Source organism: Bacillus sp. NPDC094064, from assembly GCF_050279585.1.
Classification (GTDB): domain Bacteria; phylum Bacillota; class Bacilli; order Bacillales; family Bacillaceae_G; genus Bacillus_A.
Map to the genome: position 1 here is coordinate 138,535 of NZ_JBNNUI010000003.1, position 22,244 is coordinate 160,778.

22 protein-coding genes are annotated in these 22,244 nt (G+C 37.1%); 4 read left to right on the forward strand and 18 right to left on the reverse strand.

What is annotated here, in order from left to right:
- The first annotated feature begins 9 nt into the window (after positions 1–9).
- Positions 10–2,952: a Gly-Xaa-Xaa repeat protein gene (locus ACQKNI_RS08510; protein ID WP_427282318.1), complete on the forward strand. Its 2,943-nt coding sequence runs from the start codon at positions 10–12 to the stop codon at positions 2,950–2,952.
- Positions 2,953–3,032: 80 nt separating this feature from the next.
- On the opposite strand, the gene hfq is transcribed toward ACQKNI_RS08510, so the two are convergent.
- Together hfq and miaA are read right to left on the reverse strand one after the other, a co-directional pair.
- A complete protein-coding gene (gene hfq / locus ACQKNI_RS08515; RefSeq protein ID WP_000813896.1) occupies positions 3,033–3,257 on the reverse strand; it encodes an RNA chaperone Hfq in 225 nt (74 codons plus the stop codon).
- Between the two features lie 21 nt (positions 3,258–3,278).
- The gene (gene miaA / locus ACQKNI_RS08520; RefSeq protein ID WP_427282319.1) at positions 3,279–4,232 is read right to left on the reverse strand and encodes a tRNA (adenosine(37)-N6)-dimethylallyltransferase MiaA; all 954 of its coding nucleotides are present in this window, start codon (positions 4,230–4,232) and stop codon (positions 3,279–3,281) included.
- Positions 4,233–4,412: 180 nt separating this feature from the next.
- Between miaA and ACQKNI_RS08525 the strand changes: the two genes are divergently transcribed.
- Positions 4,413–4,658 (forward strand): hypothetical protein, encoded by a 246-nt coding sequence (locus tag ACQKNI_RS08525; protein ID WP_088230024.1) that lies wholly within the window; start codon positions 4,413–4,415, stop codon positions 4,656–4,658.
- Positions 4,659–4,753: 95 nt separating this feature from the next.
- Here ACQKNI_RS08525 and entD read toward each other — a convergent pair whose 3' ends face one another.
- From entD to ACQKNI_RS08560, 7 genes are all read right to left on the reverse strand, one after another.
- Positions 4,754–5,686, reverse strand: coding sequence for a cell wall-binding protein EntD (gene entD / locus ACQKNI_RS08530; protein WP_427282320.1), 933 nt, complete (start codon positions 5,684–5,686; stop codon positions 4,754–4,756).
- 348 nt (positions 5,687–6,034) lie between these two features.
- Positions 6,035–7,894 carry a PTS fructose transporter subunit IIABC gene (locus ACQKNI_RS08535; RefSeq protein WP_088230026.1) on the reverse strand — a complete coding sequence of 620 codons (1,860 nt, stop codon included), beginning with the start codon at positions 7,892–7,894 and terminating at the stop codon, positions 6,035–6,037.
- A gap of 13 nt (positions 7,895–7,907) precedes the next feature.
- Positions 7,908–8,819 (reverse strand): 1-phosphofructokinase, encoded by a 912-nt coding sequence (gene pfkB / locus ACQKNI_RS08540; protein ID WP_427282321.1) that lies wholly within the window; start codon positions 8,817–8,819, stop codon positions 7,908–7,910.
- On the reverse strand, positions 8,816–9,568 hold the full coding sequence (locus tag ACQKNI_RS08545; RefSeq protein WP_088230028.1) for a DeoR/GlpR family DNA-binding transcription regulator: 753 nt from the start codon (positions 9,566–9,568) through the stop codon (positions 8,816–8,818). The genes pfkB and ACQKNI_RS08545 overlap by 4 nt, the downstream gene beginning before the upstream one ends.
- Positions 9,569–9,726: 158 nt before the next feature.
- Positions 9,727–10,890, reverse strand: a complete 1,164-nt coding sequence (locus ACQKNI_RS08550; protein WP_280147041.1) for an iron-containing alcohol dehydrogenase — start codon at positions 10,888–10,890, stop codon at positions 9,727–9,729.
- A 117-nt stretch (positions 10,891–11,007) separates the two neighbouring features.
- The gene (locus ACQKNI_RS08555) at positions 11,008–11,550 is read right to left on the reverse strand and encodes a DUF420 domain-containing protein (protein WP_088230030.1); all 543 of its coding nucleotides are present in this window, start codon (positions 11,548–11,550) and stop codon (positions 11,008–11,010) included.
- A 317-nt stretch (positions 11,551–11,867) separates the two neighbouring features.
- A complete protein-coding gene (locus ACQKNI_RS08560; protein WP_141524785.1) occupies positions 11,868–12,185 on the reverse strand; it encodes a hypothetical protein in 318 nt (105 codons plus the stop codon).
- Between the two features lie 318 nt (positions 12,186–12,503).
- Here ACQKNI_RS08560 and ACQKNI_RS08565 point away from each other — a divergent pair, with 318 nt between their 5' ends.
- On the forward strand, positions 12,504–12,776 hold the full coding sequence (locus ACQKNI_RS08565) for an HU family DNA-binding protein (RefSeq protein ID WP_001043904.1): 273 nt from the start codon (positions 12,504–12,506) through the stop codon (positions 12,774–12,776).
- Positions 12,777–12,795: 19 nt separating this feature from the next.
- On the opposite strand, the gene ACQKNI_RS08570 is transcribed toward ACQKNI_RS08565, so the two are convergent.
- From ACQKNI_RS08570 to ACQKNI_RS08590, 5 genes are all read right to left on the reverse strand, one after another.
- Entirely contained in the window at positions 12,796–13,275 is a 480-nt protein-coding gene (locus tag ACQKNI_RS08570) for a GNAT family N-acetyltransferase (RefSeq protein ID WP_427282322.1), read from the reverse strand.
- A gap of 171 nt (positions 13,276–13,446) precedes the next feature.
- Positions 13,447–15,864: a heavy metal translocating P-type ATPase gene (locus ACQKNI_RS08575; protein WP_427282323.1), complete on the reverse strand. Its 2,418-nt coding sequence runs from the start codon at positions 15,862–15,864 to the stop codon at positions 13,447–13,449.
- A gap of 95 nt (positions 15,865–15,959) precedes the next feature.
- Positions 15,960–16,166 (reverse strand): copper chaperone CopZ, encoded by a 207-nt coding sequence (gene copZ, locus ACQKNI_RS08580; protein ID WP_088230035.1) that lies wholly within the window; start codon positions 16,164–16,166, stop codon positions 15,960–15,962.
- A gap of 196 nt (positions 16,167–16,362) precedes the next feature.
- Positions 16,363–16,665 carry a metal-sensing transcriptional repressor gene (locus tag ACQKNI_RS08585; RefSeq protein ID WP_070144516.1) on the reverse strand — a complete coding sequence of 101 codons (303 nt, stop codon included), beginning with the start codon at positions 16,663–16,665 and terminating at the stop codon, positions 16,363–16,365.
- Positions 16,666–16,957: 292 nt separating this feature from the next.
- Positions 16,958–17,185 (reverse strand): hypothetical protein, encoded by a 228-nt coding sequence (locus ACQKNI_RS08590; protein ID WP_000644301.1) that lies wholly within the window; start codon positions 17,183–17,185, stop codon positions 16,958–16,960.
- A 559-nt stretch (positions 17,186–17,744) separates the two neighbouring features.
- On the opposite strand from ACQKNI_RS08590, the gene ACQKNI_RS08595 reads away from it, so the two are divergent.
- Positions 17,745–18,251 carry a hypothetical protein gene (locus tag ACQKNI_RS08595; protein ID WP_088230036.1) on the forward strand — a complete coding sequence of 169 codons (507 nt, stop codon included), beginning with the start codon at positions 17,745–17,747 and terminating at the stop codon, positions 18,249–18,251.
- Positions 18,252–18,536: 285 nt separating this feature from the next.
- Here the strand turns inward: ACQKNI_RS08595 and ACQKNI_RS08600 are convergent, their stop codons facing one another.
- Genes ACQKNI_RS08600 through ACQKNI_RS08615 form a run of 4 tightly spaced genes read right to left on the reverse strand, consistent with a single transcriptional unit; the run spans position 18,537 to position 22,230 of the window.
- The gene (locus ACQKNI_RS08600) at positions 18,537–19,355 is read right to left on the reverse strand and encodes an alpha/beta hydrolase (protein WP_427282324.1); all 819 of its coding nucleotides are present in this window, start codon (positions 19,353–19,355) and stop codon (positions 18,537–18,539) included.
- 16 nt (positions 19,356–19,371) lie between these two features.
- Positions 19,372–20,193: an ABC transporter ATP-binding protein gene (locus ACQKNI_RS08605; protein ID WP_088230038.1), complete on the reverse strand. Its 822-nt coding sequence runs from the start codon at positions 20,191–20,193 to the stop codon at positions 19,372–19,374.
- Between the two features lie 14 nt (positions 20,194–20,207).
- A complete protein-coding gene (locus tag ACQKNI_RS08610; RefSeq protein WP_088230039.1) occupies positions 20,208–21,230 on the reverse strand; it encodes a FecCD family ABC transporter permease in 1,023 nt (340 codons plus the stop codon).
- Positions 21,223–22,230 (reverse strand): FecCD family ABC transporter permease, encoded by a 1,008-nt coding sequence (locus ACQKNI_RS08615; RefSeq protein ID WP_088230040.1) that lies wholly within the window; start codon positions 22,228–22,230, stop codon positions 21,223–21,225. Before ACQKNI_RS08615 ends, ACQKNI_RS08610 begins: the two co-directional genes overlap by 8 nt.
- Between the last annotated feature and the right edge of the window lie 14 nt (positions 22,231–22,244).

Here is a 22,244-nt window from a genome sequence, read left to right on the forward strand (position 1 = left end):
AGAGATTTAATGTCTCATTGTAACGACAATCAAAATAAATACTCCAAACCATGTTTCCCAACTAGTGCCGGACGACTTCCAACTACCCCAACAATCCCAATAACTAAGATTCAAATTAGAACTTTCCGTGCAATTATTAACGATTTAATAAAAATAATACCTAGGCTTTTCGCTAATCCATCCCCCAAAAACATAGAGGATCTATTAGATACATTGCAACTACTAAGCAAATTCATCTGTTCACTAGACGCTACTTCCACACTGAAAGCACAAGGATTGGCCGTTATTAAAAATTTAATAACCATATTAAAAAATCCAAACTTCGTAGCAAGTGCTGTATTTATTGAACTTCAAATTTTAATTAATTATTTACTTTACATTACAAAGTTATTCCGAATTGATCCTTGCACACTCCAAAAACTCCTTAAATTAATTGCAGAGTTACAAACTACTCTAGTTAATTCCGCTTCGTTCGGCAAAGGACCTACTGGACCTACTGGACCTCAAGGTAACACGGGCGCTACTGGGGCTACTGGACCTAGAGGTAACACGGGCGCTACTGGACCTACCGGACCTAGAGGTAACACGGGTGCTACTGGACCTACCGGACCTAGAGGTAACACGGGCGCTACTGGACCTACCGGACCTAGAGGTAACACGGGCGCTACTGGACCTACCGGACCTAGAGGTAACACGGGTGCTACTGGGGCTACCGGACCTAGAGGTAACACGGGTGCTACTGGGGCTACCGGACCTAGAGGTAACACGGGCGCTACTGGACCTAGAGGTAACACGGGCGCTACTGGACCTACCGGTGCTACCGGACCTAGAGGTAACACGGGCGCTACTGGACCTACCGGACCTAGAGGTAACACGGGTGCTACTGGGGCTACCGGACCTAGAGGTAACACTGGGGCTACCGGGCCTCAAGGTGTTCAAGGATCAACAGGGGCTACTGGGGCCACTGGACCTCAAGGTGTTCAAGGACCAACAGGGGCTACTGGTGCCACTGGACCTCAAGGTGTTCAAGGACCAACTGGTGCTACCGGACCTCAAGGTGCGCAAGGCAACACTGGCGCTACCGGGCCTCAAGGTGTTCAAGGACCAACTGGTGCTACCGGACCTCAAGGTGCGCAGGGCAACACTGGTGCTACTGGACTTCAAGGTGCGCAAGGCAACACGGGCGCTACTGGACCTCAAGGTGCTCAAGGGCCAACCGGCGCTACTGGACCTCAAGGTACTCAAGGTAACACGGGTGCTACCGGGCCTCAAGGTGTTCAAGGACCAACCGGTGCTACCGGACCTCAAGGTGCGCAAGGCAACACTGGGGCTACCGGGCCTCAAGGTGTTCAAGGACCAACTGGTGCTACCGGACCTCAAGGTATAGGAGTTACCGGACCTACTGGACCTTCTGGTGGGCCTCCTGGACCTACTGGCGCTACTGGACCTCAAGGTGTTCAAGGTAACACTGGCGCTACTGGGGCCACTGGACCTCAAGGTACTCAAGGCAACACAGGTGCTACCGGACCTCAAGGTACTCAAGGTAACACGGGGGCTACCGGGCCTCAAGGTGTTCAAGGACCAACGGGGGCTACCGGACCTCAAGGTGCGCAAGGCAACACTGGCGCTACCGGGCCTCAAGGTGTTCAAGGTAACACTGGCGCTACTGGTGCCACTGGACCTCAAGGTACTCGAGGCAACACAGGTGCTACCGGACCTCAAGGTACTCAAGGTAACACTGGCGCTACTGGTGCCACTGGACCTCAAGGTACTCAAGGCAACACAGGGGCTACCGGACCTCAAGGTGCTCAAGGGCCAACCGGCGCTACTGGACCTCAAGGTACTCAAGGTAACACGGGTGCTATCGGGCCTCAAGGTGTTCAAGGACCAACTGGTGCTACTGGTTCCACTGGACCTCAAGGTGTTCAAGGTAACACTGGCGCTACTGGGGCCACTGGACCTCAAGGTACTCAAGGCAACACAGGGGCTACTGGTTCCACTGGACCTCAAGGCACTCAAGGTAACACTGGCGCTACTGGGGCCACTGGACCTCAAGGTACTCAAGGCAACACAGGTGCTACTGGACCTCAAGGTACTCAAGGTAACACGGGGGCTACCGGACCTCAAGGCACTCAAGGTAACACTGGCGCTACTGGGGCCACTGGACCTCAAGGTACTCAAGGTAACATAGGCGCTACTGGTTCCACTGGACCTCAAGGTGCTCAAGGTAACACGGGGGCTACTGGACCTTCTGGTGGGCCTCCTGGACCTACTGGCGCTACTGGTTCCACTGGACCTCAAGGTACTCAAGGCAACACAGGTGCTACTGGACCTCAAGGTACTCAAGGTAACATAGGCGCTACTGGTTCCACTGGACCTCAAGGTACTCAAGGTAATACAGGCGCTACTGGTGCCACTGGACCTCAAGGTACTCAAGGCAACACGGGGGCTACCGGGCCTCAAGGTGTTCAAGGGCCAACGGGGGCTACCGGGCCTCAAGGTGTTCAAGGGCCAACGGGGGCTACTGGTATAGGAGTTACCGGACCTACTGGACCTAGCTTCCCAGTAGCGACAATCGTTGTAACAAACAACATCCAACAAACAGTACTACAATTTAATAACTTTATTTTTAAAACCGCAATTAACGTAAACAATATTATTTTTAACGGCACAAATACAGTTACTGTTATTAACGCTGGTATTTATGTAATTAGCGTATCTATTTCTACAACTGCGCCAGGATGCGCTCCATTTGGAGTAGGAATTTCAATTAATGGAGCAGGTGCTACTGACAACTTCTCTTCAAATCTAATAGGCGACTCACTTTCATTTACTACAATAGAAACATTAGCTGCTGGAGCAAGCATTTCTGTCCAATCTACTCTTAACGAGATTACGATCCCTGCAACAGGAAACACTAACATTCGTCTTACTGTATTTAGAATCGCTTAAAATTCACTATGTATTGTTTATGACAAATAAAAAAAGAGCGAGAAATTCGCTCTTTTTTTGTTATGTACAATAATTCATTACTACTCTAATTCAATTGAAACATTTTTTTGAGGTACAAAGGTAGAAATTGCATGTTTATAAATAAGCTGTTGCTTACCTTCTGTTTCCAGTAGGACTGTAAAATTATCAAATCCTTTAATTAATCCACGAAGCTGGAAACCGTTTAATAAGTACAGCGTAACAAACGTATTTTCTTTACGGAGTTGATTTAAAAACTGATCTTGAATATTGATTGATTGCTTCATGTCGAATCCTCCTCTTTTTCTCTACTTACTATTATTCGACTTTAATTGTAACTTTCCTTCTATGTATCGTAAAATTTCTGACGCTTTTTCACCATCTGTAACATCAAACCAAGTGACATCCATTTTATTACGGAACCACGTTAATTGGCGCTTTCCATAACGGCGTGAGTTCGTCTTTAATTGTGATACCGCTTCTTCTAAAGAGACACGATTCTCAAAATAATCATAGATTTCTTTATACCCAATCGCTTGAATAGATTGACAATCTCGTATTCCTCTATTATACAGCCCTTCTACTTCCTCTAACAGACCTTGTTCCATCATCAAATCAACTCGTAAGTTAATGCGATCGTATAGCATTTCTCGATCCATTGTCAAGCCAATTAATGACACATCATAGAGTAACTCTTTTTCTTGTTTCTCAATTTGATCACTCATTTTTTCGCCCGTCGTGTAGAAAATTTCTAACGCCCGAATGACACGTCGCACATTATTTGCATGAATACGCTCCGCACTTTCTGGATCTACTTCTTGCAATTTTTTATGTACATATTCCACACCACGATCTAAAGCTAACTTTTCCATTTGTTCTCGGTATATCACATCACCAGCATCATCTGTAAACTGATAATCGAATAACACAGATTGTATATAAAGACCGGTTCCACCAACTATAATTGGTAATTTACCACGCTCTGTAATCTCTCGAATATGCTTACGAACACGTTCTTGAAATTCTGCGACGGAAAATGAATCTTCCGGATCTTTTATATCGACCATATAATGTGGAATTCCATCCATCTCTTCTTTCGTCACCTTTGCAGTTCCAATATCCATCGTGCGATAGATTTGCATGGAATCACCACTAATAACTTCACCGTTCAACGCTTTTGCAAGATCGATGCTTAACTTCGTCTTCCCAACAGCAGTTGGCCCAATGATAACAGCAACTTTTTCACGTTGCATTTCTCCCATATCATTCAACTCTCTTTATGTAATGTACTCCATCTATTGATTATACCCAATCTTAACAATTTTAACGGCATTATTGCAAGTTCTTTCAATTCGGTACATGAAATTTCATAAAAAAAAGAACATAGTTTGTCCAAATCTGCATATACATGATAAAAACCGCTCGGAAAGGATGCGTTGACTATGAAACAATCCACTATCAATTTTGCAGCACTAACAAATGACCTCATTTTGGCTACCGCTACAAAAGAACAAAATTGTTCACAAGAAGAATTATACTTCGCCTTAAATTGTTTACTACGTTCCTTTTATTCTACTCTTCAAGAAACAACCTTACATTCGGAAAATACACATACAGAGTATATGCAAACTCAATTTTGCAGCGCATATAAAATTATTACAGGTAAAAGCATTTATCCATTTCAATAATCATTTTTAAGACAAAAGCGTTCTATCACAAAAAGATAAAAAGCGGTTGCTTACATATTTTCGAGCAACCGCTTTTTTACATTAATAAAGGTAAACTATTGTATAACTTTCACTTTTACAGATTTACGCCCCCAGCTATTGGCACTACTATCTGAACCAACTAATACATCGATACGGTTTCCTTTAATTGCACCACCAGTATCTCCAGCAATCGCTTCCCCATATCCTTCTACCCATACTTTCGACCCAAGTGGAATTACCTTCGGATCAACAGCAATTACTTTCATGTTTGGGTTTGCTGTTAAATCATGCCCCATTGCAGTTAGTACACGACCACCATATGAACCATTCTCACTTGGATCTGCTGTATATGCTGTCGCTTCTACAGTTATTTCACGACCACCGGCAGGCGCACTAGTTTCAGTAGGTTTCGCAACTGGTTTCGCAACTGGCTTTGCTTTTCCTACAGGTTTACTTGATTCTACATTCTTAACAGATTCCTTACTCTTAACTGCTGTATTATTTTTAACCGGCGTATTTACTCTTACCGGTGTCTCTTCTTGCGTTACAACTTCTTTCTTTTCAATCACAGGTGCCGTTCCTGTTAAAAATGGCACGTGAACATATCCGACTTTTCCATTATAGTCGAATTGTAACCATTCATTTTGAACTTGATTTGTCGTTTCAATTACATCATCTTTATTAAGTTTACCAAGCACTTCAGAGTCGGTATTCGCTCCAGCACGAACGTTTAACACGCCCGCCGTTACATAATATGTACTTTTTGTAAATTCAGCGCTTACAAACGCTTCTTTACCATTTAATTTAATTTTTGTCCATCCATTTTCTGTATTTATAACATCTAATTTATTCCCATTTAACATTTTACCTACAAGCTTTGACTCTACAGTTGGGTTTTCTCTAACATTTAATACATCTGTTGTTACAATCGTTTCTGCTTTCGCAGAACTTGCAAAAATCCCAAGACCAAAAACTGCCGCCGTTGCTATACCTAATAATTTTTTCATGAATAGCCTCCATTTGCTTTGTTTTCGTATTTTCATTATAGCAACAGATTTTTAGGATTTTTAGAAATCACACAATTACAAACCATTCGTAATACACGATTAATGAGTTGTAACATAAATTTCCATATTAATGAATTCCATTTCCAATAGAATTCCCAATAGTTTTCATATATTTTCCACATACAAGCTCCAGAATTTTTTTCCAAAAAAAATTACAGTATTACTTTTTTGTTACAAAAAATTCATATTTCATTACATCTTTTACCAAAATTCATCATTCTTCAATTATTAACCTCCTTTTTTGTAATAAAAAGGAGCAGCTAATAAAAGCTACTCCCTTTACATTTGTTATTTAACTTTCTTTTTCCAAATCCCCATCATAAGGGCAGAAACAACTGTCCCTATTAATATAGAGAAAATATATAGTAATGGTTTATTTACTAATGCGATAACAAACAATCCACCATGCGGTGCTGGTAATGTAATTTGGAATAACATAGATAATGCACCCGCAATACTTGAACCAACAACGCAACTTACTATTACTCGAACCGGATCTGCAGCTGCAAATGGAATCGCACCTTCTGTAATAAACGACGCTCCCATAATATAATTTGTGAAACCAGATTTACGTTCTGCCTCAGTAAACTTCGATTTAAAGAAGGTAGTTGCGAATGCAATTGCTAATGGTGGTACCATACCACCAGCCATAACTGCTGAGTGAACACCAAAGTTCCCTGCTGAGATTGCAGCGATACCAAATGTAAATGCTGCTTTATTAATTGGTCCCCCCATATCGATTGCCATCATACCACCTAAAATTAAACCTAATAGTATAGCATTTGTACCACCTAAACTATTTAACCAACTCGTTAACATTTCGTTTAACGCAACTACAGGTGGATTAACTACTTTTAACATGATAACACCTGTAATTAATAACCCCAATACTGGGTAAAGCAAGACTGGTTTAATCCCTTCTAACTGCGCTGGTAAACTAGAAAATAACTTTTTCAACCCAACAACAACATACCCCGCTAAGAAACCAGCAATTAATCCACCTAAAAAGCCAGCATTTGCTTGTGCCGCCAAAAATCCTCCAACAACACCAGGCATAAAACCAGGTCGATCAGCAATAGAACTTGCAATAAATCCAGCTAAAATTGGTACAAGGAATAAAAAGGCTCCTTTTTCTCCACCACCAATGGTCATTAACATTTCAGCAATAGGGCCTTCCGCCTTAATTCCACCGAAAATAAATGCTAATGCAATTAAAATCCCTCCACCAACAACGAATGGAAGCATATTACTTACACCGCTCATTAAATGCTTATAAATTCCTAATCCTTTTTCTTTCTCTGTACTTTCTGTCTTCCCATCCTCTTTTACCCCTTTAAAGATTGGTGCACCTTGCTTTAAAGCCCGATTCAGAAGGTTTTCAGTTTTTCTAATCCCATCAGCAACCGGCACTTGAATAACATGCTTACCAGCAAAACGGTTCATTTCTACTTGTTTATCTGCCGCAACGATAATAGCAGTAGCACGTTCAATATCCTCTTTCGTTAAACCGTTTTTTATACCTGTTGATCCGTTCGTTTCAACTTTAATCGCTATTCCTAGCTCTGCTGCTTTTGCTTTCAAACTATCTGCAGCCATATACGTGTGAGCGATTCCAGTTGGGCAAGCAGTAACTGCTAATACGTACGGTTCATTTCCTTCTGGTTTGGCAACTTCAATTTCAGCTTCTTCTTTTTCATTCTCTTTTTTATCAAATAAACGAAGAAGTTCTTCTTCATCCTTTGCTTCTAATAATTGCTTGCGAAACCCTTCATCCATTAATAACGTAGAGAGACGAGATAATGTCTCTAGATGTGTATTATTCGCCCCTTCACTTGCAGCAATCATAAAGAATAAATGTGCAGGCTGCCCGTCAAGTGATTCATAGTTGATACCGCTTACACTTCTACCAAAACAAATCGATGGTTGTTTAACAGCCTTCGTCTTCGCATGAGGTATTGCAATACCTTCCCCAATTCCAGTCGTACTTTGGGACTCCCGCTTTAAAATAGCTTCTTTAAATTCAGCTTTACTATTCAAACGATTTGCCCTGTTTAATTTCTCAACTAATTCATCTATGACAGCTTCTTTATTTGAAGCTGTCAAATTCATAATGACTGTATCCCTTTTTAATAGTTCTGTAATTTTCATATGTTACTTCCCCCTATCGCTTAGCTACAATTACTTGCGACAATAATTCTTCTACATTTTCCTTTGTACACAAATCTGCCGAAAATGCTGTTGCACTCCCTGTTGCAACGCCATATTGAAATGCCTTTTCAATATCTTTTGTCTGTTCATATTTACCTACAAACCCTGCAACAAGAGAATCTCCGGCCCCAACCGAATTAATAACAACACCTTTTGGAACAGTTGCTTCATATATTCCTTCTGCCGTAAATAATAAAGCTCCATCTTCAGCCATTGATACGATAACGTGCTCTACACCTTGTTCGATTAATTTCCTTCCATATGGTAAAATGTCTTCTACTGTTGAAAGTTCTACTCCGAACAATTCGCCAAGTTCATGATGATTTGGTTTTATTAAAAATGGCTTATTTTTAATTACATGCTGCAGCGCACTTCCACTTGCATCTACTACTACACGAATTCCTTTTTCAGCTCCAAATGCTGCGATTTCTTCGTAAAAGGTAGTTGGTATAGACGCTGGTACACTTCCAGCTAGAACAACACAATCCCCATGTTGCATACTTTCAATTTGTTTCATTAATTTTTCAAATTGCTCATTTGTCACACTAGGACCTTGTCCATTTAACTCTGTTTCTTCTTGCCCTTTTATTTTCACATTAATTCGTGAATCTCCTTCTACTTGTACGAAGTTTGTTGTCATACCTTCATCGTGTAATACCTCTTTAATAAATTGGCCGGTAAATCCACCAGTAAATCCGAGCGCTATATTGTCAACACCTAAACGATGAAGAACACGAGAAACATTAATGCCTTTTCCTCCAGGAAACTTCATATCTTTCTCCGCACGATTTACTGTTCCTAAATCGAAAGAATGAACTTGTACTACATAATCAATAGATGGGTTTAAAGTAACTGTATAAATCATTGTTTATCAACCTCAATTACATTGGTTTGTTTTTTATATTTTTCTAAATCAATTTCTAGATAATTTGTAATAATGTTTGCATCTTCAACATCTGCAATTTTCGCAAACGCAACTTCCGAAAACTTACTTTCATCGATTAAGAAATATCCTTCGTTTGCTAACGTTAATGCCATTTGTTTCAAAAGTGCCTCCTCTGGATCTGGTGTTGTATACCCTAACTGTTCATGTACACCATTCGCTCCTAAGAAACATTTATCAAAGCGGTATTTCTGCATACTTTCCTGCGCCATCGCACCAATTAAAGCTTTCGTCCTACTCTTCATCATCCCACCTAGTAAATACGCACGAATATTACTTTCAACTAAAGCTTCAATATGCATAAGTCCATTCGTAACGACAGTAACATCTTTATTTATTAAAAATGGAATCATTTCAAATGTTGTACTCCCTGCATCTAAATAAATACAATCACCTTGTTCAACAATACTAGCTGCATACTTGGCAATTTGTTGTTTTATTTGAATGTTTTTGGATGATTTTTCAATCATCGTCGGCTCCTGCCCTTTTCCTGTTAAAACAGAGGCACCACCATGAACTCTTTTTAATAACCTTTGTTTTTCCAATTGTGCTAAATCACGACGAATTGTTGATTCAGAGCTTTCTGTTCTTTCAACTAATTGCTGTAATTTAACAACTTTCTGTTCTTTTACAAGTTGCAATATCATTTGATGACGTTCAGGAGTTAACATTTTCTTCACCTCTTCTTTGATTACAGTATAATGAAAACGATCACAAAATTCAATCACAAACAACCAAAAATAGTCATTAACAATCAAAAACGATTAAAAATTACAAAAAAGAAACCTATTTGATACTACAATCAAATAGGTTTCTTCTCTCGGTTCATTTATAAAGAAGCTTTATATATATTTAGAACATCATCTTTATTTAATGTTTTAAAGTTGCCAAATTCACCATAAGCCATCGCTTTATCAGCCATTAAGTTAATCTCATTTTCACCAATAGCATAATCAGCTAATGTTACTGGCGCTTCAATTGAAGTCCAAAATTGACGTAATGACTCAATCCCTTCTAACGCCACCTCTTTATCTGTTTTGCCGTTTGTTTCTACATCAAACACACGAATAGCGAACTGTTTAAAACGACTTACATTTTCATCAACAACATGATTCATCCAGTTCGGGAATAATATCGCAAGGCCACCTCCATGCGGTATGTCATGAACAGCAGAAACCGCATGCTCAATATTATGAGTTGCCCAGTCTCCTTTTACTCCCATCGCTAAAATACCATTTAACGCCATCGTGCCGCAATACAAAATTGTTTCTCTATGCGCATAATTTTCTAGATCATTTAAAAGCTTAGGAGCTGTGTCAATTACCGTTCTTAAAACAGATTCACAATAACGATCTTGTAGTTCTGTATTTGTTCCATGATGGAAATACTGTTCTAATACGTGTGACATAATATCTACCATACCGTAAATTGTTTGATCTTTCGGTACAGACGCAGTATGAACTGGATCTAGAATTGAAAACTGCGGGAAAGTAACTGGACTACCCCATCCATACTTTTCATTCGTTTCCCAATTTGTAATTACAGATCCCGCATTCATTTCAGAACCTGTCGCTGCAAGAGTGAGTACAGTACCAAATGGTAATGCTTCACTAGCAAATGCTTTTTTCGTTACAATATCCCATACATCACCATCATATTTACTACCAGCAGCAATCGCTTTCGTACAGTCGATTACACTTCCTCCACCCACTGCTAAAATAAATTCGACTCCATTGTCTTTACAAATTTGAATCCCTTTCTTTACTGTTGATAAACGAGGATTCGGTTCAACACCTGTCAATTCAAACACTTCTGCATTTATGTCCTTTAACATAGAAATTACATTATCATAAATACCATTTCTTTTAATACTGCCTCCTCCATATACGAGAAGAACTTTTTTACCAAACTGTGGAATTTCAGTTTTTAACTGTTCTAATTGGCCTTTACCAAAAATAAGTTTCGTCGGATTACGAAATACAAAATTTTGCATATTCCTTTACCATCCCTTCTATATAAAAAGCAACTATACTTTTGTATACCATATTTTTTTCATTTTACAAAAATATTTGCTTAACAAAAAAATCCCAGCCCTAAAGGCTGAGACTTTTTATTGATAATAAGGTGAGATCATTAAGTAAACAATAACACCAGATAAACTTACATATAACCAAATTGGCATCGTCCAACGTACAATTTTACGGTGACGTGTTAATTGATTCGTAAAACCAAATACAAGTGCAAACAATGCAAGTGGTACAATAATTGCTGCAAGGATAATATGTGTAATTAAAATGATGAAATACACATATTTAATGAATCCTTCTCCGCCATAATGTGTTGCTGGCGCCAAGTAATGATACGATAAATAAGAAACACAAAATAGCAAAGTCGTTGTAAATGCTGCGAGGATGAAACCACGATGCATTTTTACATTCTTTTTAATAATAGAGAATAATGCTGCTAATAAGAATACGAACGTAAAGCTATTAAAGATTGCATTTAACATTGGTAAAATTGTTACATCAAAATGTAATTCTCCTTCATAGCCAACAGGTCCAAAGAACAAAAATAAAATAATCGCATTTACAACTACAGAAAGCGTTATCACAATAGGAGCATAGCTTTTCTGATTTGTTGATTGATCCACCAAAATGGTCACTCCCTCTTCCTTCAAATATGTATACGTAACCTCACTATTTTAACATATTATTCACGGTGTAAATGTGACAATAGTTTGACACAGTAAGACAAGGCAAAGAAAAAATCCCTCTTAACGAAATCTCTTAAGAAGGATTTTATCGCTTTATTATTCAAATAGCAATGTACTTAATTTTTGTTAAAAAACGTACTGCTATATGCTTGAAATATTTCAGACACTTGATATCCCATTAATGAAATTGCTGTTAATGAAAAGAAACCAATCATAAAAAATCGAAACCACATATAAATCTCCTCCTTGTATTTAGCTTAAAAAGCATTTGCTATATTACAAGTTGAGTGGCACTCTTCATCATCGCTTTCTTTTCTCTTTACAATCGCTGTTATAAATCGAATCATAAAGAAGATAACAAAAGGAATTTGTTCGTAATTTATATTGGCATAGTTTAGCAACGACTCGCGTTGCAAATCGAACGGAGATGAGAAGGAATAGAACATACCTTGCTCTTCCACATATACGATTACAATCTTCATGCAAAATAATATTCCTAGAAACGAAACAATATCTTGCCATTCTGTCGTATATAACAGGTTATACAGCTCTAATACGTACTCTTCCATCATCATCCCCCCCTTCCTTTTTTACCATTTTGCTCGCCTTTATATAAAAAGTCAAGAAAAAAGTTTATAACCACTATGACAATAGTAATTATCCTTTCTTTTACTTATATATGAAGCTTTTCTAGTAATGATTGGATTTGACTTTCTTCGCAAAAAATGAAATTACTATTGTACAGATTCTTCATTCACAATAGTACGGAGGGGTTATAAAAATATTACAAATTTCATTTTTTTCGTGAATATATGTACGTACACTTGTTCTCGAATGTTTTATACGTTATAATAACAACTTAAATAGCATTATTTACATATGAGGTGAAAAACATGAATAAAACAGAATTAATCAAAAACGTAGCACAAAATGCTGAGATTTCTCAAAAAGAAGCTACTGTAGTTGTACAAACTGTAGTAGAATCAATCACTAACACTTTAGCTGCTGGTGAAAAAGTACAACTTATCGGATTCGGTACATTCGAAGTTCGCGAAAGAGCTGCTCGTACAGGCCGTAACCCACAAACTGGTGAAGAAATGCAAATCGCTGCTTCTAAAGTACCTGCTTTCAAAGCTGGTAAAGAACTAAAAGAAGCTGTAAAATAATGAAAAATAGCCTTCTCATTTATGAGAAGGCTATTTTTTTCATTACATAATTAATAAATACCTGACCATTGTGCTGTTTCTTTTGTTCCTTTATGCAAATATAACCCTTACTTTCAAAAAAAGGTTTAGCTGTAATACTCGCCTCTGTATATATATCCCTATGCCCTCGGTTCACTGCTTCTTTTTCTAACTTCTGTAGTATGTATGAAGCTATTTTTTTCCCTTGATAATCTTTATGTGTAAATAAACGATCTACGTAATAATTCTCATTATAATCCCCAAATCCTACTATCATACCGTTATGATCCGCTACATAACTAATATTCTTCTCTAAAGACTTTAACCAGCTTTCTCTATCTATTCGATCTGGCGCCCATGCCTGTAGTTGTAATTCGTTATAATCTTTTGCATTAATTGTATGAACTGTCTCATAGAACAGCTGTAATACTTGTTCTAAATCCTCTTTATGAAATGTTCTAATAATCGTATCTTTTAACATATTAGAGCCTCCTTACTAAACTATTATTTAACTTTTCTACCATCTACGATTCAATATTTCTGCTTTATTGTATCTTTTTCTTTCTATATGAACAAAAAAACAATACTTATTTCAAAGTATTGTTTTTCGTTTTAAAAGCATATGCAATTACTCTATAGATTTACATTTTTATTACTTTAATTTCACTCTTTGTAATCGTAATGCATTTAATACAACCGAAACAGAACTAAATGCCATCGCAGCTCCAGCTACCCAAGGTGCTAAGAAACCAAATGCCGCAATTGGTATTCCTAAGGCGTTATAAGCTAATGCCCAGAATAAATTTTGCTTAATATTTCTTATCGTCATTTTACTCATAAAGATTGCATCAGCAATACTATTTAAATCACCACGGATTAACGTAATATCTGCCGCTTCCATCGCTACATCCGTGCCTGTTCCAATTGCCATACCGATATCCGCCGTAGCAAGTGCCGGAGCATCATTTATTCCATCCCCAACCATTGCTACTTTCTTACCTTGCGCTTGAAGTTTTTTCACTTCTTCTGCTTTTCCTTCTGGTAATACTTCTGCAATGACATGATCAATACCAACTTGCTTAGCAATTGCCTGAGCAGTTTGTGTATTATCTCCTGTAATCATAACAACGTCTAGACCCATTTTCTTAAGTCTTGCGATAGCCGCTTTTGAAGTATCTTTTACAGTATCTGCAACCGCTACTATACCAGCATATTCTTTATTGATCGCAATAAGCATTGCTGTTTTTCCTTCTCGTTCTAGCTCTTCCATCGATTTAGAAACTTCTTCAATATCAATATCGAATTTCTTCATTAATCGACGTGTACCAATTAATAGTGTTTTCCCTTCTACAACTGATTCGATACCGAATCCTGGAATTGCTTCAAACGTTTCTGAACTTGGGATTTCAATTCCCTTTTCTTTAATTCCTTCTACAATCGCTTCTGCAAGTGGGTGTTCAGAATTTTTTTCTGCCGCACCTACTAAACGTAGTATTTCTTCTTCGTGGAATCCATCTGCTACAATTACATCTGTTAACACCGGCTTCCCATTTGTCACAGTACCTGTTTTATCTAAAATAACTGTATCTAATCGATGCGTTGCTTCTAAATGCTCCCCGCCTTTAAATAAAATACCATACTCAGCCGATCTTCCTGATCCAGCCATAATAGATGTAGGCGTTGCAAGACCTAATGCACATGGACATGCGATAACAAGTACTGCTATCATTTTCTCAAGTGCCCCGCCAAAATCACCAGGTGTAACAAATATCATCCACACCGCAAATGTAATAATAGCAATCACAACTACAACCGGTACGAAAATACCTGAAATTTGATCTGCAACCCTTTGAATAGGAGCTTTTGAACCTTGAGCCTCTTCTACTACTTTAATGATTTGAGCTAATGCAGTATCTCTTCCTACCTTAGTTGCTTTAACTTTTAAAAATCCATTTTTATTCATTGTAGAACCGATTACCACATCTCCAATTGTTTTATCAACTGGAATACTTTCACCCGTCAACATCGATTCATCTATTGCTGATTTTCCTTCTACAATTTCTCCATCAACTGGTATTTTTTCACCAGGCTTTACATAAACGATATCACCAGCTACTACTTCTTCGATTAAAATTTTCATTTCTGTTCCATCTCGCACAACTATAGCTGTCTTCGCTTGTAACCCCATCAATTTTTTAATAGCTTCTGATGAACGTCCCTTTGCTTTTGCCTCAAATAATTTCCCTAAAATAATTAATGTAATGAGGACCGCACTCGTTTCAAAATATAAATCTGTCATATGTTCCGAAGAACCAATAGATTGAATACTTAAATATACACTATAGAAATAAGCTGCAGACGTTCCAAGTGCTACGAGAACATCCATGTTGGCACTTTTATTACGTAACGCTTTATAAGCTCCAATATAAAACTGTCCACCAATGATAAATTGAACTGGAGTTGCAAGAGCTAGCTGTACCCAAGGGTTCATTAGCATGTCAGGTAAATAAATAAAAGATGTAAATGAGAAATGGCTCACCATTGCCCATAGTAACGGGAATGATAAAATGAATGAAATAATAAACTTCTTCTTTTGTCGCTCAATTTCTTGTAAGCGATGATCTGCGGCTCCCTCTTGCTCTTCTGATTTCACTTCTAATTTATATCCTAACTTTGTAATTGTATTCTTCATTTCACTTACATTAATTTGATCCGGATTAAAATCTACTGTTGCCGACTCTAAAGCGAAGTTAACTGTCGCTTTGTTCACACCATCTAACTTATTTAAACGCTTTTCAACTCTATTCGCACATGCTGCACATGTCATTCCTGAAACTGTAAACTCCGCTTTATCGCTTACGATACTATATCCTAACGATTCAACTTTTTCTTTAAATTGTTGTGGATTCGTTTTCGCTGGATCGTACATTATTTTTGTCTTTTCAAGTGCAAAATTTACATTTGCATCGTGGACACCTTCTACTTTTTTCAGACCTTTTTCAATTCTATTTGCACATGCTGCACATGTCATTCCTGATATTTGAAGATTGGCCTCTTTTTGTTCATTCATGTCTCTCACCTCTATATACCCTTATGAGGTATAATTATTAGCAAAATAAATCGTACTTCATTTAAAGTACGATTTATTTCCGTATTTAAAAATAATTATTGAACATCGTATCCTTGATCTTCGATTACAGCAACGATATCTTTTAACGTTACGACTGATGAATCAATAGTAACTTCAACAGTTCCTTCTGCTAATTGAACTTTCACTTGTTCAATACCGTTTAGCTCTTTCACACTGCTTTCGATAGCATTTACACAATGTCCACAAGACATACCTTCAACTTTTAATGTTAACTGTTCCATTTAAAATCCTCCTCTTGTTTCTTCATTGTTTGTTAATCACAACTACATCTTACCATACCCCCCTAAGGTAATCAATGGTTTTATATCATGATTTTAAATTTTTTCTAAAATCTTTATTTCTTTGCCTCAATTATGAATTTGTAATGTCTTTCCTATATAAACAAAAAACCAAGCTAGTCTAAAGCTAGCTTGGTTTTTACGCTTTTGAAAAACGCTCAAATACTGTCATTAATTCCTCAATTGCTTCGTCACCATTTCCATCTTTAATAGCTCCTGAAACACAATGACTCGTATGATTTTTTAAGACACCCATTCCTACTTTTTTCATCGCTGCATTAATCGCTGAAATTTGCACTAAAATATCAACGCAATAACGATCATTTTCAATCATATTTTGAATACCACGGACTTGTCCTTCAATTCTCTTTAATCTATTTATAATTTGTTCTTTTTCTTTTTCTGATCTATGTGTAGTTGCTTCATGCTCTTTATGATCCATATTATCACCTTCTCAAAGTTTCTCTTCATCCAATAAAACAATTACTTTTACGAGTATACCAATTATAGCATTAAATATCTATGTATGATACCCCATATGAGTATATTTACACGCTATGATTATTCATAACAAATTATTAGTTTCTCGGTCTCAATTTCCATTATACCCTTTCCTTTTTTCAAAAAAACATCAATAAGTGGGGATTGTCCTTCCCCACTTATTGTTCGTCCCAAAATATAAAAGTCTCAATTTTCAAATATGTAAATCGAGACTTTTTTCTTCCTATATATAATTATTGCTGATCACATACTTTTGTATCATTCACTACTGAAGTTCCTTCAACGGTTACCGTATGAAAACAGTCATTTACTCGAACTGTCACAACATTATCTTGCCGATCAATGATATGATATTCGTTAAAATTTTTATTCAGAGCACTGCGAATTTGTTCTCCTTCATAAATTGGAATACCATGTGATAAAACCCAAATAAGCCCAGCGATAGCGAGAATTGCTTTCATACGATATACCTCCTTGATAATAATATGAACTTTTAATAAGTTTCTTTCCCCTACTAATACTTGATTCAATCGAATCTTTATAGGGATCAGTTCATTTCGTCTATTTTATGTTTATGCTAATTGTGACTGAATTGTGACAACTTTTTGTCTCTTTAGACGAAAAGTTGAAACAAAACTTTCAAAAAGGACAATTCTACTTACAAAAATAAAAGGCTATGGAGAAATTGAAATGAATCCGAATAATGATACATAAAAACCACCTCCTGAATTCGCATACTAAGTATGAAAATTCAGGAGGTGGTTTTCGTTTGAAAACAAGAGTTCATTACCCTGAAGAAATAAAGTGGAAAGTAATTGAAATGAAAAAGGATGGTTATTCAAATCATACCATTTGGTTAAAGTTGTTTGTGTTTAGATTAGTATAAAACAAATAATTAGATTACAAGCGTGAGGCAAATTCCGCTTTCGAATTTCGGTTAATGGCTTAGGTCATCTTCCCTTTCACAATCTAGTATTTATGCATATGATATTAAAGATAATCGAAAGGATGAGTGAGGCCATGAACAAAAAACAAGATTGCGAGTGTAGAGAAAATATTAGTATTAGGGACATGAGGGAAGTCTTATATAATTTTAGAAATTCACCTGGTAACATTCAATTTATTAATAGAAGCAATAGTGTGTTGAATTTTTCAAACGTTTCCTGTGGAAGTGTTACAGCAAATCTTCCTAATGATGGTGGACAATTAGATTTTGCAATATGTTTTATTTTTTCCTATAGACCATTAGTAAATTCTTCAACATGCGTTCCGTCAACATGTGTTCCGCCAACATGCAATAATTGTCGTTGTATAGTAGATTCCTGTATAATATCCATACGCAAACGCTTAAAATTACACAAGGAAAATAACCAATTATTAAATGTTTATTCAGTTGGCTTACAATCGATAACCCGGGTAAAGGTGATTGACGTCTGGGATGGTGTAGCTGTGTTTAAGGAACCTGGTGTAGAAGATGTAATTTTTGTATCACTATTGTTAATTGAAAGATTAGAACCCACAGTTTAGTAAGCATATCTCTAGAAGACAAGACTCTCCTCGTCCGTGTGACGTCTCCATTGACGAAGGTTAGTGCATTCGTGCTCGTTTTCCATGAGACTAACGTGACAAGAGGGTCTACTGTCTTATCCCCATAATGGACAACCTGTCTTCTTAAATACAACTACCAATAATAGTAATTATGTAAGTAAGCCGAACATCAAGACGGAATAAATTGAACTCTTTCTCTATTAGTACTTGATTGAAAAAACAATAAAAAAGTAAGCTATTTGCTTACCTTTTTCTAGACTCCCGCTACACTTGACTAATAAATCTTAATCCCTTACTTAAAGAAGTCGGCACAACAGATGCATGATTTTCTCCTTCAGCTTCATAAAACTTAAATTTAAAATTGGCGTGGTTGACTTGGAGAAGGCGTTCTGATAATTCATTTGCACCTACAACCATATGCTCTCGTTCTAATGACCCCACTGTAAGAAATACACCTATTTCAAACTGAGCATTGTTTAATTCATTTATAAGATTCTCTTCTTTTTCAAGCACGGACTCGTTATTCCACCAAATAGATGGACTACTAATAAAATAATTTTGAAAGGCCTTTATGTTTGTGAATAATATATGTAAAGCAAACAGACCACCTAAAGAATGTCCAAATAACGTTTGCTTTCCTTTATCAATTTCAAATTTATTTTCAATTTGTGGTTTCAATTCTTCTTCAATAAAAGTAAAGAAGCTATGTGCTCCACCTGTTTTAGACCACGGTTTGCCGTCTGGCTTTAAAGGCGCATCTTTTGAAATTACGCTAGGCGTAAAATCATAGCATCTTTCTTCACCAGAAAATGCCCCTTCAATTGGATAACCAATACCAACTATAATGGCTGGTGAAACACCTGTTTTTTCCGCTCTAAACGATTGTATTTTAATCGCTTCGTGGAATGTTTGAAAAAAGGCATTACCATCTAAGACGTATATGACTGGATATCCTGACTCTGGTGCTAGCTGCTTCGGCTTTGAAATATGAATTTGATATTCCTTACCTTCTAATTTTGAATAAATTTTCCACTGTTCTGTATTAGATGTAATAATTTGCTGTTTTTCAATAGTAGCATTCATTGTAAATCCCCCCTTTTTAACTTGTTACATACATTTCTACTTTTTCTTCTTGCGATATAACGCTATCATAACCGAAACAAACAGGAGACCCGTTATACGGATCAATCATGACACGCGCATCAATATGAAATACTTCTTTTAACACTTCATTTGTAATGATTTCTTCTGGGCTACCCGTTGTTACAATTTCCCCTTCCTTCATTGCAATAATTTCATCTGAAAACCTCGCTGCATGGTTAATATCATGTAGTACCATTACGACTGTACAATTATGTTCTTTATTTAACTTCTCCACAATTTGCAATACATCTAATTGGTGAGACATATCAAGGTATGTAGTCGGTTCATCTAATAGCAACACTTCTGTCTCTTGTGCTAAAGCCATCGCTAGCCATACCTTTTGTCTTTGACCACCTGATAAGTTTGCAATTTGTCTCGTTCGAAATGCAGATGTTTTCGTTATATCTAGTGCCCAATCAATCATCTCTTTATCTTTTGAAGTTAACTTATTTACGTTATTTCGATGCGGATAGCGTCCATAAGAAATTAATTCTTCTACTTTCAGCTCTCCTGGTGCAATCGGAGTTTGTGGAAGTAAAGCTAACTGCTTAGCAATTTCTTTCGTTGGAATTGTGTTTAAATCTTGTCCTTGCAAATACACTTTACCGCTTTTTTGTTTTAACATTCGTCCCATTGTCTTTAACAACGTTGATTTTCCGCACCCATTCGGACCTATAATTGTCGTTACTTTCCCTTCTTGTATCTCCACATTTAAATCGCGAAACACTGTAAGCTTTTCATAACTTGTTTCTAAATTTTTTGCACTTAAAATACTCATTTCTATTCCTCCTCTTACGCTTTCGCCTTATAAAGTAAATATAAGAAATACGGTACACCGACAATAGAAATAACGATTCCAACTGGTAACTCTACAGGTGTGAAAACTGTTTTTGCAATAAAGTCTGAGGTAATCACAAGAAACATTCCTATTACTCCGCAAGTAGGAATGATATGCTTATGCTGAATACCGACAAGTCTTTTCGCTATGTGCGGCGCCATTAATCCGATAAAACCAATACTTCCTGAAACAGCCACGCACGCACTTACAAGTCCGATACTACTTAATAGTAAAATAGATTTCTCTCTTTCTACCGAAACACCTAAACTTGTAATACTTGTTTCTTCCAATTGAAATAAATCTAATAAATAAGCTTTCTTTTGTATAAGAGGAATTAATATAATCAGCCACGGTAACATTGCCACAATATACTTCCAGTTCGCACTATATATACTTCCAGATACCCAAACTGCAGCCATTTCAAAATCAGTTGACTTCATTTTGAGTGATAAGTACATAGAAAAGGCCCCAAATCCTGATCCAATTGCAATCCCTGTTAATAAAAGTCGCTGCGAATCTAACTTACCGTTTTTCCAAGAAAACAGATAAATGATGATAGCCGCTCCTAGTCCACCGACTAAACCAAACATCGGCATCATCATTATAGAAACCCAATCTGTGCTCTTTAATTGCCCTTGAAAGAAAAACATAAAAATTACAATTGCTGTTCCTGCCCCTGCATTTACTCCTAAAATACCTGGGTCCGCCAATCCATTTCTCGTAATTCCTTGAATTACAGCACCCGCAACGCCGAGACCTAATCCTACTAATCCAGCAATTACAATGCGCGGAAGACGAAATTCAAATATAACTAAATCATGATCTGGTACTGGATCAATTCTAAAGAGTGTTTTAAATACATCTGTAATCGTAATATCAAACGTACCATTCGTTAAACTAATATAAATAGCACATAGTATTAGAAATATAATAATCCCCATCGTCATTCCAAAACGTTGACTTGAACTTTTAAGCATGTCTCTCTCCTCCTCTTGTACGGATTAAATAAAGGAAGAAAGGAATTCCAATTAAAGATGTAACGACCCCAATTGGCGTTTCAAATGGATAATTTACAAACCTACTTAAAACATCACATAGTGCTAAAAAAACTCCACCAATAACACCTGCACATGGCAAGATCCACTTATAATCTACCCCAATTAAAAAGCGAGTAATGTGTGGAATAATTAAACCTACAAAACCTACTTTACCTACTAAAGCAACTGCTGTTCCTGTCAAAAAAATAACTGATAAAATTGCCATCGCTTTAACTAGTTTTGTACGCTGTCCTAGATTAATAGAAACTTCTTCTCCTAAGGAAAGAATTGTAATCGATTTTGATATGAACAGTGCTAAAATTATCCCAATTATCCCAAAGGGTATCGTGATTTTAATGATATTAGGATCCACTTGATCTAACTTTGCATTAAACCAAAAACTAACATTTTGAGAGATTTGGAAATACGAAGCCATCGCTGCCGATACACTACTTAAAAATGTTCCAATAACTGTTCCTATAATCGCTAACCTAACTGGGGATAAGCCATTTTGAAGGAGTGAACCAAAACCAAACACGATACTGGCTCCTAGCGCAGAACCAATCATTGAACATAAAACCATACCGATCGATGACATTCCCGGAAGAAAAATCATACAAAGTGTAATAACAAAAGCTGCCCCATCCGTCACACCCATAATAGAAGGGGATGCAAGATAGTTTCTTGTCATCCCCTGCATAAGTGCTCCTGATATGGCTAGAAATGCTCCGACTAAAAGAGCTGCAACCACCCTTGGTAAACGTGAAGTAATAATAATATTATGATTTACATCGCTTGAATCAAAATGAAATAATGCATTCCACACTGTTTCAGCATCAATGTTTTTCGCACCATATAAAACAGAAAGTATGACTGTAAATAAAATCAATATGGGTGCTATACATAAAATGGTTACTGGCACTGCATTTGTTTTCTGCATATCATTCAACGCAC